The 13,221-nt window shown below is 35.4% G+C and carries 11 protein-coding genes and 3 pseudogenes; 4 read left to right on the top strand and 10 right to left on the bottom strand.

Annotated features, from left to right (window positions below):
* Positions 1 to 81: 81 nt before the first annotated feature.
* The 8 genes and pseudogenes from LC087_RS16540 to LC087_RS16505 all read right to left on the bottom strand — a co-directional run bounded on the left by LC087_RS16540 (position 82) and on the right by LC087_RS16505 (position 8,257).
* Positions 82 to 546, bottom strand: a complete 465-nt coding sequence (locus LC087_RS16540) for a DUF4367 domain-containing protein (protein ID WP_226543198.1) — start codon at positions 544 to 546, stop codon at positions 82 to 84.
* A gap of 39 nt (positions 547 to 585) precedes the next feature.
* A complete protein-coding gene (locus tag LC087_RS16535; RefSeq protein WP_306019712.1) occupies positions 586 to 1,110 on the bottom strand; it encodes a hypothetical protein in 525 nt (174 codons plus the stop codon).
* Between the two features lie 112 nt (positions 1,111 to 1,222).
* Positions 1,223 to 2,068: a hypothetical protein gene (locus tag LC087_RS16530; RefSeq protein ID WP_306019711.1), complete on the bottom strand. Its 846-nt coding sequence runs from the start codon at positions 2,066 to 2,068 to the stop codon at positions 1,223 to 1,225.
* A 541-nt stretch (positions 2,069 to 2,609) separates the two neighbouring features.
* Complete coding sequence (locus LC087_RS16525) at positions 2,610 to 3,131, bottom strand: general stress protein (RefSeq protein WP_226543371.1); 522 nt, start codon at positions 3,129 to 3,131, stop codon at positions 2,610 to 2,612.
* Between the two features lie 94 nt (positions 3,132 to 3,225).
* Positions 3,226 to 3,855, bottom strand: a complete 630-nt coding sequence (locus LC087_RS16520; RefSeq protein WP_226543368.1) for an immunity protein Imm33 domain-containing protein — start codon at positions 3,853 to 3,855, stop codon at positions 3,226 to 3,228.
* 192 nt (positions 3,856 to 4,047) lie between these two features.
* Positions 4,048 to 4,491 (bottom strand): DUF4275 family protein, encoded by a 444-nt coding sequence (locus tag LC087_RS16515; protein WP_226543366.1) that lies wholly within the window; start codon positions 4,489 to 4,491, stop codon positions 4,048 to 4,050.
* A gap of 83 nt (positions 4,492 to 4,574) precedes the next feature.
* Positions 4,575 to 7,919, bottom strand: a pseudogene (locus LC087_RS16510) (DEAD/DEAH box helicase family protein).
* A 44-nt stretch (positions 7,920 to 7,963) separates the two neighbouring features.
* A complete protein-coding gene (locus tag LC087_RS16505; RefSeq protein ID WP_226543364.1) occupies positions 7,964 to 8,257 on the bottom strand; it encodes a restriction endonuclease subunit S in 294 nt (97 codons plus the stop codon).
* Positions 8,258 to 8,600: 343 nt separating this feature from the next.
* Here LC087_RS16505 and LC087_RS16500 point away from each other — a divergent pair, with 343 nt between their 5' ends.
* Both LC087_RS16500 and LC087_RS16495 read left to right on the top strand, forming a co-directional pair.
* Complete coding sequence (locus LC087_RS16500; protein ID WP_226543362.1) at positions 8,601 to 9,794, top strand: ISL3 family transposase; 1,194 nt, start codon at positions 8,601 to 8,603, stop codon at positions 9,792 to 9,794.
* 436 nt (positions 9,795 to 10,230) lie between these two features.
* Positions 10,231 to 10,599 carry a transposase gene (locus LC087_RS16495; RefSeq protein WP_306020863.1) on the top strand — a complete coding sequence of 123 codons (369 nt, stop codon included), beginning with the start codon at positions 10,231 to 10,233 and terminating at the stop codon, positions 10,597 to 10,599.
* A gap of 163 nt (positions 10,600 to 10,762) precedes the next feature.
* Here LC087_RS16495 and istB read toward each other — a convergent pair.
* Both istB and LC087_RS16485 read right to left on the bottom strand, forming a co-directional pair.
* Positions 10,763 to 11,464, bottom strand: a pseudogene (istB, locus tag LC087_RS16490) (IS21-like element helper ATPase IstB).
* 236 nt (positions 11,465 to 11,700) lie between these two features.
* Positions 11,701 to 12,168, bottom strand: a pseudogene (locus LC087_RS16485) (transposase); the annotation flags it as partial.
* Positions 12,169 to 12,198: 30 nt separating this feature from the next.
* Between LC087_RS16485 and LC087_RS16480 the strand changes: the two are divergent.
* Entirely contained in the window at positions 12,199 to 12,417 is a 219-nt protein-coding gene (locus LC087_RS16480) for a hypothetical protein (RefSeq protein ID WP_226543441.1), read from the top strand.
* A gap of 378 nt (positions 12,418 to 12,795) precedes the next feature.
* Positions 12,796 to 13,173, top strand: coding sequence for a hypothetical protein (locus LC087_RS16475; RefSeq protein ID WP_226543443.1), 378 nt, complete (start codon positions 12,796 to 12,798; stop codon positions 13,171 to 13,173).
* Positions 13,174 to 13,221: the final 48 nt, after the last annotated feature.

The raw sequence follows: 13,221 nt of genomic DNA, 5'->3' as shown, positions 1-13,221 counted from the left end.
CATAAACTATCTTATTTTTAGCATGACACAGCCAACAATTATTAATATTTTGCTTTAATAGTTTTTTTCATTTTTAAGCTTTTACTGGAAGGATTCAGCTATACCTATTAGATCAGCTTTTGCTATTTTTGTGTCTGAAAACGTATGGTAATATTGTAAAATATAATCATAATCTCCATCTCGCCAATGTAACGTACTCATCAATACTTCATCACTCATATAAGATCCTTCTTTTCCATTAATGTTGATTTCTTCTTGATTACTGTTGTCATTCCATGTAACTAGCTTATCCCATATAATTAATTCAAAATATTCTCCTTTCTCTCCTGTAAAATCTACTATGAAATGGTCATTAGTTGGTGGGGAAGATATCTCATGGTTTATTATAGCAATAGGAAACTTTGTTGGTAGTTTAGGTTTAAAACCTTTTTCCTCTATTTCTTTTGCAAGTTTATCGTTATCATATGTTACTAAGTTACTCCCACCACTACTATTACACCCTATTAAAAAAATGGAAGTTATCATTAAGATAATAATCTTTTTCATAATTATCCTCCTCTTCTTGTCAGTCAAAAGTTTTCACCTTTAAGAAGCCTTCAGATCCTCGTCAAAAAAAGGGTCTGATTGCTTCTTTTTCATTATTCGACTTATGCATAAACGGCTCGTTTTACTAAAAAGCGAAAAAGTCGTCTTCCTTAAATAATAGGCAACGGTCGCTTCTGAGACAATAGGGTTGGACTTCGTTCGTAAAAATCGAACAGGACTCTCATTAATCTTAGTTGAAAAAGTAAGAGACAACATTTGAAGCATCCCCATGGCGATACAACTACACATGACAAATCCCTCGATTGCTTTCAAAGCGGACAAGATGAGTTCTTTCTCTTTTTCATCCTCCATTTCTTCTAATGGATGAATCATTCCTTTTTTTGCATAGCGTCTCAGTTTAGGCATGGCTTTTGACCAAAATTGATACCCAAATCCATTCATCACTTGTTTCAGCTCTCGAAACGTACATTCAATTTTGAACCTAAAACTGTACAATTCAATGATGTTAACGGGATCTAAATCGAGCTTCGTTGTAACAAGAATGGCTGTTTTTTCTCCATACATGACAAGGACGAATCGCAGTTCTTGATAAAGCTTTTGCCCCCATAATAAATTAAGGCAAAGGTAACGAACGGTCTCTTCTTTTCCATATAAACGGACGGTTGCTTCTACGAATTCACTCTTCCTTGATGTAAAGAGGTCTTGAAGTTTGATGGTCTCTCCTTTTTACGAGGACGACCTTTCCTTTATATTCACCGGGCTTTGTATAAGCCCTACAAGACTTCTTGGCTTTAGTCAAAAGGTGAAGCATCGTTTCTGATTTCTCTAACAGTTCTGCCCGTTTCATAAGAGCAAAAATGGATAAATAGTAGCCATCAAGCAGTACGAGCGATTCTCCCATACATTTAGTCGCTTGAAACGCATCGTTTATGATTTGAACAATGTGAGAACCTTCACATTCATAATTGTTCTGTTTTTTTCTCCAATTTCGAATCATGTTGACACCGTCATGGAGCCTGATCGAAAGAGGAAGACAAAATAGTTTCTTAGAAGGATCGCCAATGAGAACACCTATCCCACCAAACATGTGCCCAAAGATAAACTCGGCTTTTGAGGAATTTTCTGATTCTTGATGTAACCTCTTCACACCAGGCATTTTTCGTGCTTCTTTCGATTGCTTCACGCCATCTCCTACCAAGATGGTGATGCCGTCTTTCTTATAGATGGGTGCCTTACGATAAACAAGCTTCGTCCATGTTTGAATAAGATCCTCTAACTTCCAAGCTTGGGACCTAAAAAATGCATCATAGCAGGATAGGACTTGGGTGAGATCGAAAGGCTCACGAATGATGGAGGTTAATCCTACTTGATCGGAACGTAACATCAATCCAATAATCATGACGACAAACCATTCATAGGTAGCTTGTCGTGTAAAACAGGTCCTAAATTCTGAAAGTTCTTTATCTATTCTTTTCCACATAATCACTATGGTCATTCGCTGTTGAGTTTGATACAATATCAAAGATAACTCTTCTCGGATGACATGTCTCCTTATTTTGTTTAGTCGCTTAATAGGTTAACATGAAATCAAGCAGAAGGGTTATTTTTTATGCAGAAAATTCTCTTTCTAAGGGATTGAGTCATCTTTATAAAATGGACTTTGTAAGGGACCCCAAGACTCCTGCGGAAAAACGGGCTAGTCAAGACCCCGCAATGTGAGGCACGAACGAGGAGGCTTGACAGGTCGTCCGCGGAAAGCGAGGGGAATCCCTTACCATTACATAAAAAACATCGAGTATGGGGAAAAAGCTTTGAAAAATTCCGGAGAACTTTTGACTCTCCAGTCCTCTTGTGAATGATAAATAAAATGATACAATTATCGCTATATTATTTAGTACGCTTTTTTCCAGTTAGAAACGTGCGTTTTACATGGAGAAGCGGACGTAATAGCCTTACATAAAAGGGGTGGAACTATGCTAGGACTGTGTTTTTAAACAATCATTTTTGTACATTCTTAGAGTAGCATTTATACTATGTTTTAATATTTACGAATAGAGGAACTATTAAACACGTTTGAAATCTTTAGACATACAGGATTTCTTTAACTTTTTATTTTTGAACAAGTACTTGATATCGGAAATATTGTCGTATGAGAGTTGAATGTAAAAGTAGTTAATGAATTCTAAAATGGCGAATATATAAACGAAGAGAGCAACAGCTAGCCCTACTAACGGCAAGGAAGGATACCAAATAATCAAATCCACTAAAAATGCAAGTATTGTAAAAATAATAATAACCACATTCACCTTTTTTAATCGATGTAATAATCGTACAACCTTCCCAGGTGTGATTGGGTTCTTTTCCTCTCTTAATCTCTTAAGCTTTGAATACCAATAAATCGTTCCTTGTAGTAGAAGAAACTCTAAAAGGATAAATGCTAGCCAAAATGAATAGAGCGAGTACAATTGTTGGTCGCGCATCATAAATAAATAATTCAACGGATAACTAACCACAATAAAAAGAACGAAGGAAATAAATTCCCCTGTGTATAAGTAAGAAAATCTTTTCTCTAATTTTTTCTTCAAGCTGGACCTCCTATGCGTTTCAAAATATCCCCAATAAGAAACCACCATCACGTATATAGATAGACTACTTCAAAATCAATTTTTGATATTTCACTTACCCACTAAAATAGCCTTCCCAATCATAGTCCTCTATTTTATAAAACTCACCATTTTCATCTCTTTCATAAGCACATAGAGGAGGTTCTTTGATTATATTTAGAATGGAATCATCAATATTCAAGATTACCCCAATAGAAACAATTTGAAAGTTTTCGAGATCATTAAGAAAGTCGTCATCTTCATATCCACTTAAAATTGACCAACCAGCATCCCCCTCACCCTTGGGTTCATCCCTTAACATAAAATTGAATTCTTCTTTTTCAAATACATCTTCACTCACTGTTACTAGTGTATCAAAATAAAAGTCCCATTCAGACAAATGAGGATCTATAGTATCTGTATCGCAAATATTTTCCCTTTTAAATGAAATCTCGTCTCCAACTTCTAGTGATAAACGATAAGGCTCATTGTTCAATATACCTTTGAAACTAGTTCCATTTAGTTGGGTAATTTCAACCCACATTCTCTCTCCTCTGAATCCATCATCATCTACTTCTTCATTTACAAAGATTAACCTTACCCTATCTCCAACTTTCAACCTATCTAGCACCTCAGGACTAGGAATATAAAACGTATAAGGCGATTGTTTGTTCAAAGTATATACATCATCTAAGCACCAAGACATCCCTTTCTCCTCCATTGACATCTAATTAACATAAGCAAATAACCATCAATTTTTCTAACTAAAAGTATGATAAATTATATTATCATTCGAGCATCGTGTGAAAAAAACACTAATAAAAAAACAATACATCTGTGCTTTTGCTTTTGACGATTGGATTATCTGAATCTGTCCTATCAATTAATAAAAATAGACCTACAACCTTCCTTTTCGGCTAAAATAAGGGCCGCAAAAATCGATTTCGTGTGTTTTTACAAAGGTCCAACGAAAATGATTGTCCACAACATACACATCTAATCCTGTTTCATTTCTTAAGTCATCAGTGTTAAACCTTGAGGCATTTTCAAGAAGTAATGCGTAATCTGAGTGCTGGAAGAAGACATAGCATTTATTTTTCATCTCATTGTTAAAAGCACTTTCAGCTTCTATACCTTGGAGACATTCCTTCTTTTCATAACTAAAAAGATGCCACAGGTAGCCACAAAAACCGCTATGGTCATATAAATATATTTCTTCTTTCTCCTTATTACTAAGATGACTGGCGAAATTATTTTCCCATTCCTGACGTAAATACGTTCCCCATTTTGGGATTTCTTTCACCCTAATGTTCTTGTTTCTGAGTTTATCTACTATGTCCATTCTACACCTCTGTTGATTAGTAGCTGATAAATTTAAAGGGGTAACAATAATTATTGTCCCCTTTTACAATGTTCTAGAAAAAACTATGCCCCTTTAAAGACTTCTGTATTTCGATTAATCGAATCAATAACTTGTATTATACCTCGAACGTTTTCGATGTTGTCACGGAATAATTCTGTCACGCTCCCTAACGAACGGAATGGGTCTTCTTGCAAAACTTTCTTTTCGAGTGTCCCGTTTGCCACAACGTAGTCGATAATCATTTTGACGAATCGTAATTGATGGACATTCAGTTTCTCTTCGTTAAGAAACTGGGAGAATGCTTCGTTCGCTGCTTGCTGATCAAGTCCAACAATTTTTCTAACTAGTTTTGTAATTGGTGTATCACCAAACTCTTTTTTATAGTCATCTTGTGTCCCTAACTCTTCCCACAGTATTTTTTCTAATGTTTCAACATCTTGTTTCGTTAATGCTATGTTATGACGTAGCTTATAAATAGCAGTCTGATCTTGATGCTCTTTTAAATAGTGATTCACTTTTTTTCTATAGTTTTTTAAGTTGTTGGATACAAAGAACGCTGGTTCTTCTTTTCCGATTTGCGAAAAGTTATCCGTGAAATTTGTATAGTAGTTTTTTTGTTTCTCCTTCTCTAGGAACTTCACAAGTTCGCGGATTATTTCACGAACTTCCTCAAGATCAAATATCGTTGCTTCTTCCCAAAATCCATCCGTTTGAACTCTTTGCAAAAGCTCTTTACTAGCATTTATTTGGGGGATCGTACTTAACTTAGACAGCTCCTCAGCTGTTTTGGCAACATTATTGATTGGTTTTGTAGCATTTTTTGCCGTTAATTTTGCTAACTCGATAGAGTACATCACACTATCAAATCGTTTCGCCAGTTCATCATCATTAATAGATAGGATTAACGGGGAAATATGTTCTTGTATCTCACTCACCTTTAAAACGGTCAAAGCTTGCCAGTTGTCACGGTTTTTATATTTATGGACATACTTTAGATGCATTCTCACTTGGAAATTTTCTTCATTCAACTGATATATTTCTTTCAACACATTTTCTACAATCTCTTTTCGATGTTTCATATAGGTTTCTTCTTGGAAATCTAGCGATTGTAGCTCTTTAATAATTTCCACCTTCAAATTAAAGATTCGCTCTGTTAAACCTACTGTTGCCTTCGCTTCAATTCCTTTTTGATTCTCACGGAAGAACTCAAAGTTTCGTAAGTAATCAAATATTAAGAAGTATTCTTTTTCCGTTCCTATTCCAAACAGATTAGGACAAAGTCGTGTACCACGTCCAATCATCTGCCAAAACTTTGATTTTGAGCGGACTTTTTTGAAAAATACTAGATTAACAACTTCAGGTATATCAACACCTGTATCTAACATATCAACTGAAACCGCAATTTGAGGAAACTTTTCCTTAGTTGAAAAATCATCAATCAACGTATCTACATAATCGGTGCTATAATCAATTTGACTAGCAAATGCTCCATTATAGTGAGGATACAAATGGTTAAAACGTTCCACAATTCGCTTGGCGTGTGGAGTGTTATTAGCAAAAATGATCGTTTTCCCGAGTTTGTCTCCACCTTCAACCTTAATTCCTTTGTCCATCAGTTCATTTAATACTTGATCAATTGTATTGTCATTAAAGAGCCATTCATTGACTGCTCCACTTGTGATTTCATCGCCTTCTTCTTCAGCAAATGTATCTTCATACTGTTCCTTCTCTTCATCAGAAAGTTCATCATAACGAATTCCATCATCTAATATTTTTGAAGTCGATTCAATTGTACGATACTCAACTAAATAACCATCTTTTACGGCCTTTTCAAGTTCATAGGCGTAAGTTGGATTACCCGTCTCCAAACCGAAAATATCATATGTATTTTTATCAATTTCATCCTTAGGTGTCGCCGTTAAACCTAGTAATATACCATCAAAATACTCAAAAATAGCTCGATATTTTTTATAAATACTGCGATGACTTTCGTCAACAATAATTAAATCGAAATGACCAACTGTAAATAACTTATTCCCATCTTTCCGTTTTGTATCATCAATCGCATTCATCATTGTTGGATAAGTAGAGAAAACCATTCTACTTAATTCAGGGTTGTCTTGATTATCTAACAAGTTACATAGCGTCATATTCGGCAATAAATTGTTGAAATTCTTCTTTGCTTGAGAAACAAGTGCCTTTCGATCTGCTAAAAATAATACATTTTTCACCCAGTTGTGTCTCACAAGTACATCAACAATTGAAACAGCGGTTCTCGTTTTTCCACTTCCCGTCGCCATTACTAAAAGAGTCTTTCTTTGTTTGTCTTCAAGAGCTTCACAGACAGATAAAATCGCTTCTTTTTGATAATAACGATTTGATATTTGTTCTTTTATCTCAACTTCTTTTAATTCTCTCTTAATTGTCCGTCTATCAATTAATAGTTGAAGGTCAGCCTTTGTATAAAAACCTGAAACTTTTCGATCAGGATACATTTTGTCATCCCATAAACGATATTCGAATCCATTTGTATAAAAAATGACTGGTCGTTGTCCGTTCATTTGTTCCACACAGTCGGCATATAGTTTCGCTTGTTGTTTCCCCTTACTCGCATCATAAGAAGTTCTTTTAGCTTCAACGACGGCAATCGGTTTTCCGTTATCACCAAGTAAAACATAATCAATTTGACCAGTACCTGTTTTATTAGGCATCCCTGTAATGTCATACTCTTCAATAACGTCTTTTCCAAATTGCCAGCCTGCTAATTTTAGTTCTAAATCAATATAAATCTTCCGTGTATTGAACTCATTTAATTCATCCACTTAAATATCATAATTTTCCGTTTTCTCAATCCGTTTAGCTGTTCCTTCCTTACGAAGTTGAGCATTTTCTTTCATAAGATCTTCTAACTTACGGTCCTTAGAACTAAGCTGTTCATACAACTCTTGATATTCTTCTGGTCTTTTTCTTGGTTCCTCTCCAGTTAAAAGAATATCCTCTCTAAATTCTGACTCGGAGTAATGTTCTGAATAACAATAATCTAACCAATCGATGAATTGATGAAGACTGTGTAACGCCAGAACTGCTTCATTTCTAGAAATAACGGCATTGGTATGAACCGCCACATTGCCTAACTTGATAATGTATTTCATTAACGGAAATAGATCTTCATCAATAATAGCTAAAAACGTTCGCTCGTGAATCAAACTTGATAGATTGTTTTGATAAGGTAATTTAAGCTCGCTATCAGAAGAATATAACCATTTCACCGCAAGCTCCAATGCACGTCTCGTTGTAATTGCACAAGTTGCTGGACTTACTTGAAGGCCTTCTTCTACCTCCAAGCAAGCTTTTGCAAAACTACTAAATTCATCTTTTTCTTTTAAAAACTCAAAATTCCTTAACAAACCGATCCCTCCCAATGTGTCGTCTACTACAATTGTTAGAACAATTAATCGTTAAATAGTTCCCCTTTGAATGCCCTTTGCATAAGAGATTCAAATAATATTTCCTTATTTGATAATTGTTGTTTGTTTTGTTCCATTAGATTATTTATAGAATTTAATCTTTGAATAAAGCTATATTGTTCTTCCAGTGGTGGAATTGGGACATCGATATTCACTATTGATTTAAAGTCCAAGTTGTCCGCAGTAACAGATCTAACTTGGGCAAGTACCTTTTTTTGATACCCTTTAAAAAAATAAAGCAAATATTCAGGAGCTACAAAATCTTCATCTAATATCATTAGCTTTGCATTAACTATTTTTCAAAATGTCAATACCTTTATTGAATGAAAAAACTTAAATATTATTAAAATTATGGAAAATACAAGTCTTTTTAGGTATAAAAAAATCCTTTATAATTTGGAGAACAAGTAGCACATGTCCAAATCCAAACTATAAAGGAAACAAGCATGGACAATTGTAGCACACATCCTACTTTAAATAAACTACTAGAATTTTTAGATGAAGATACGTTTAAAAAAATGATTCATCACCAAATTGTGTGATTTACAAATAAAAAGGAAAGCATTTACGGAATCCTGGCAATAATGTTAGTGCTAACTAAAACATTAGGAGGACTCATAAATGCTTTCCCTATCACTAGGTTTACCAGAATTTAAAGTTCTTAATCATGAAGAACAGGATCATATCATCATAGCGAAAGTTGAAAAGAATACGACAGGAGAACGATGTCCATTCTGTGGGTTTATGACGTCCACTGTACATGACAGGCGGACAAGGAAAGTCAGGGATTTAACGATGTTAAACAAGTCCTTGTACTTGTTTATAAAGGTGAAGAGATATCGTTGTCACAACTGCCTAGAAGTCTTTTCAGAAACGTATGAATCGGTTTACCAAGGTTGTCATCAAACCATTCGATTACGAGAATACCTTTACCAGATGTACTTGGATACCACCATTCAATATGTTAGTCAAAAACACCAGATTCCCTATAGCACCTTAGAACGTATTTTCTACTCTGTAGCCAAAGAAAAGGAGATGGAGCACCAAAAACAGATTGACAGGGAAAGAGATACCGAAGACCTTGTCATAAGCTTAGATGAAGTATCTGTGAAGAAAGGACATACCTATGAAACGGTGCTAATGGATATGAAAAAAGGCTGCATTTTAGGAATGATCCATGAAAGAACAACGGAGTCGACTAAACAGTTATTTGATCTTAAAATCGCTTCTCCTGATGCTGTTAAAACGGTGGTCGTTGATATGTGGGACCCTTTTCATAAAGCCATCAAAAGCGCATTTCCTATGGCTACGATTGTGGTAGATAAATACCATGTGGTTCAAAAAGTCATCCAAGCATTAGATCAAGTAAGAAAGCAGTATCCACAGTTGAAAAAAGAAAGGTACACACTACTCAAAGGAAATGAAAAGCTGTCTGAAAAACAACAAGCAGGGTTAGAATGGATGGTTGAAGAATATCCTGGTTTAGCTCTTGCCTACTACATGAAAGAAACGTTTCGGGAATTCTATCAAACCAGCGATTATGATGTGGCATTAGACCTTTTAGAAGAATGGATTGAATACGCTCGTGCAAGTCCCTTACCTTCGTTTCATAAAGTAGCAACGACCCTTAAGAATTGGAAGGCAGAAATCCTTCAATACTTCCTTTCTCCTTATACGAATGGACGAACAGAAGGAACGAATCATAAGATCAAAAATATTAAACGACGAGCCTATGGATACCGAAAATTAGAACGATTTAGACTTCGTGTATTTCTGGAGTGCACAGGGGAACTCTATAAGGAAAAGGCGGCTTAACACTTCATTCATCAGCAACAGACAGGATAGTTGGTAGAATCGGCCCCGTCAAGGAAAGCACTTGACTGCTCCTTATCTACCAACTTAGTGGTCTGTAAGCTGATGAAGAACCTTCCCTGGTCGGCTACGCACTCCCGCTAACTTACTGCCTGGATTGAGTGTAAACCACAGAAAATGGTGAAGAGACAAAAAAATAACCAACGTTCACAATTTAGATAAGTACATAAAGAAACTGACGACCTACTGTTTATTTCAGATTTCCATTGTTGCTCATATTCGAGAGATTGAAAGTTTAACCCATGTTTCTCTTTATTTAGAAGATGAGAAACAACTGCAGGAAACGATCAAACTTGATTCCATTAGTACTTCTCAATTATCCAGAAGGCTTAAAGCGATTCCTTCTTCTGTATTTGAAAAGGTTTTTCGCCACCTTTTGATGAAAATTCACTCTCGATTAAAAAACAAGCCTATTATTCGAGAGATCAGTCGTTTACATGTGATCGATTCTTCTACGATGACCATGTCTCTATCTCAGTATCCATGGGCCACGTTTCGAAAAACAAAAGCCGGTATTAAGCTGCATCTTAAAGTCGTTGTGACAAAAGAAATGACCATTCCAGATGAGGTCGTGTTATCTCCTGCGAACCATTCTGATCGTTCTAAGATGGATTCGTTAGTGGAATTAGACCCTGATTGCCTTTATCTTTTTAATCGTGGGTATATGGATTATAAACAGCTTGATCACTATTGTTTTAAAGACATTCGATTTATTAAAAGGTTAAAGAAGAACGCCAAAATCGAGTAATTAAATGAACAAGTGCCGGATCCCGAAAATCTCATTTTTCAAGACGCTGAAGTGTATCTTGGCGGTGAACAAACAGGGACAAAGATGATGCACACGGTTCGTTTTGTTAATGTCAACCCAAAAGTTGACCATGTCGCTCATGTAAAAGTTGACCACCCTCTTGTTACTTCGAATACGTTTCTTTGAGGCGATAACTATCTCCGTTCATTGGGATGATGTGAGCCTTATGAGTCACTCGATCCAACAAGGCGGTGGTCATCTGCTCATCATGAAAAACCTCCACCCAGCGTCCAAATTCACGATTGCTGGTGATAATCATGCTTCCTCTCTCATAACGGGCAGAGAAAAATTGAAATAACAGTTCAGCTGCTCGTTGGTGGTAAGGAATGTAACCTAGTTCATCAATGATCACCACATCCGCAGCTAGCCACTGCTTTTCTAGCTGGAGAAGTCGTTTTTCATCTTGAGCCTCCATTCATTCATTGGCTAGGCCGGCGCCGGTGTAATACTTGACTTTATAGCCTTGATTAATTGCCTCCTCCCCTAAAGCTATGGATAAATGCGTTTTCCCTGTCCCAGAGCTTCCAATAAAAATGACATTGTTTTTTTGCTGAATATACTCTCCTTGAAAAATATCGAGGATTCGTCTCTTTGGCACATGAGGTGCCTCCTCAAATCGAAAAGAGAGGAGGTCTTTATGTACGGGAAACTGTGCCTTTTTCCTTGCTAATTCTTTCTTTTTCACTTCCCTTTCAGCTACTTCAATAGACAGAAGGTGAAAGAGAAATTCTTCATACGTGATTTGTTGTTCATTTGCTTCCCGTATATAAGCAGGCAACTGTTCCCGTATGGTTGGCAATCTCAGGCGTTTTAAACACTCCCTGAATCCATGGTATTAGCAGTGATGTTCACGCAATCATGGTATTTTGAATAGAGTGAACACCCTGGATATGATGAAGCTTTCCATGACCTAAAACAGGGAAACGGAAACCTCTTATTTAGAGAAAAAAAGCACGCTAAATAAACCTCTAAAAAGAACGGATTTTTACAGGTTTTTCTATGTTTTCTTTTTTCTAATTTAAATTAGTGGATGAAGACCGCCTAAGTACTGAAAACCGAATAGATCCTTCTAAACGTATGGAACCAAGGGCTATTTTTGCCAAACTTTAAGTAGACTTTTCGTGCATGTCTAACCATCTTAGAGGCAATGGTAATTAGATTTTGAATGACTGTTTTTATTCGACGTCGAAACACCTTCTTTTTTAATGGGGCATCACTTCCTTTTAAACTTTCTTGTCCAATGATTCGAAGCAGATTATAAACAAAACAGCCAAGGTGTAAGATTAAATCATTCGTCGCAAACTTTCCTGATGGAAAGCGCTCTAAATCCAAATCTGTCTTTAATTCACTATGAAATTGTTCGCATGTTCCGTGTTCATGATAGAGAGGAATGACCTGTTCAGGTTCGATATTCAAAGAAGTCCAGTAACTTTCGAACTCGATTTCAGGGACTAATAAAATTTGTCCATTTCGATCGATCGTCCGCTCCACGACCTTATAAATTTGACGCACGGGTTTTCCCATTTTCTTAGGAGTTGCGTGATTGAAATAGATTCTTCTGGAAGGTCAAGTTTAACATCCATAAAAATGCTAGATACTGAGGAATTTTTTGATTTTATGGATATACCTAATCTGGGCTCTTATGGTAGAGACGTTCCCTACTATTGTGAGGTTACTGTCACAAAAGATCATTTAGTTGAAATAGACTATAAAATTTTTGATCCTAAATCAAAAGAACTTTTACAAACAAGTGAATAGTTCTTTCCCGATGGCTTGATAGAATAGCCTTATATGAGTAAGATTTTGTTACCATCAGATAGTTATACGGATTCTTTTTGAATTAGATAGAGCAAAAGTTTTATTTTACACCAATAACGACAATACGAATCTATTATCTTTAATGCTGTTTGAATGGGAAAATGGTACAACAAGAGAGAGTAGAATATAAGCATTAGAAATTACACAATACGAAAAAAACAATAGATATCAATTTAGCTGAAGGATTAAAATTTTCAAAAAGAAATTGTTGTATACATAACAGGTGGTATTTTCTTAACTATGTTAATAAAATCAATAAATTAACTACATAATAAAGTGATTTAAGTAAAGATACATCTTTTAGATTGGATGATAATTATGATTAACAATATATCCTTAATAAAGGACATCATCTCTAATTTTTCCTTTTCAGATGTGAAATTCATCACTGGATTTCACCTTCAAATGTTCGAAGAGTTTGGTGAGAAGAAGGCTGTATTAGAGATTGATTTTATAATACACAGTAAAACAGAACAGAGGTTCCTATCTAGATTTAGGTTTTTTGACCCGCAAAGTATACAATTTAACAGTGGAGGTCCTTATCAACAAATTAACTTAAATATTATTAATATAAAAGAACAAGGCTTAGAAGCAATCACCTTAGAAGTAATTGACTATGAAACAGGTAATTTACACTTTTTTTGTTCTGGCGCAGAAGTGTTGTTAGTCAAAGAAACAAATTACCATCTACAATAAAATTTTTACCATTTTTCATTATATAGTGGCCAATTTTTATTAAAACAA

The sequence above is a fragment of the Bacillus carboniphilus genome (assembly GCF_020524035.2).
GTDB lineage: Bacteria > Bacillota > Bacilli > Bacillales > JAIVKR01 > Bacillus_CC.
Note: the sequence above shows the minus strand (reverse complement) of the source record. Positions and strands in the feature narration are given on the sequence as shown.

Bases quoted from the DNA above. Each gene is read 5' to 3' on its own strand.
- LC087_RS16540 (WP_226543198.1), bottom strand. From the start codon at position 546: ATGAAAAAGATTATTATCTTAATGATAACTTCCATTTTTTTAATAGGG.
- LC087_RS16495 (WP_306020863.1), top strand. From the start codon at position 10,231: ATGAAAATTCACTCTCGATTAAAAAACAAGCCTATTATTCGAGAGATC.
- LC087_RS16505 (WP_226543364.1), bottom strand. From the start codon at position 8,257: ATGATATTAGATGAAGATTTTGTAGCTCCTGAATATTTGCTTTATTTT.
- LC087_RS16535 (WP_306019712.1), bottom strand. From the start codon at position 1,110: ATGTATGGAGAAAAAACAGCCATTCTTGTTACAACGAAGCTCGATTTA.
- LC087_RS16520 (WP_226543368.1), bottom strand. From the start codon at position 3,855: ATGTCTTGGTGCTTAGATGATGTATATACTTTGAACAAACAATCGCCT.
- LC087_RS16475 (WP_226543443.1), top strand. From the start codon at position 12,796: ATGATTAACAATATATCCTTAATAAAGGACATCATCTCTAATTTTTCC.
- LC087_RS16500 (WP_226543362.1), top strand. From the start codon at position 8,601: ATGCTTTCCCTATCACTAGGTTTACCAGAATTTAAAGTTCTTAATCAT.
- LC087_RS16515 (WP_226543366.1), bottom strand. From the start codon at position 4,491: ATGGACATAGTAGATAAACTCAGAAACAAGAACATTAGGGTGAAAGAA.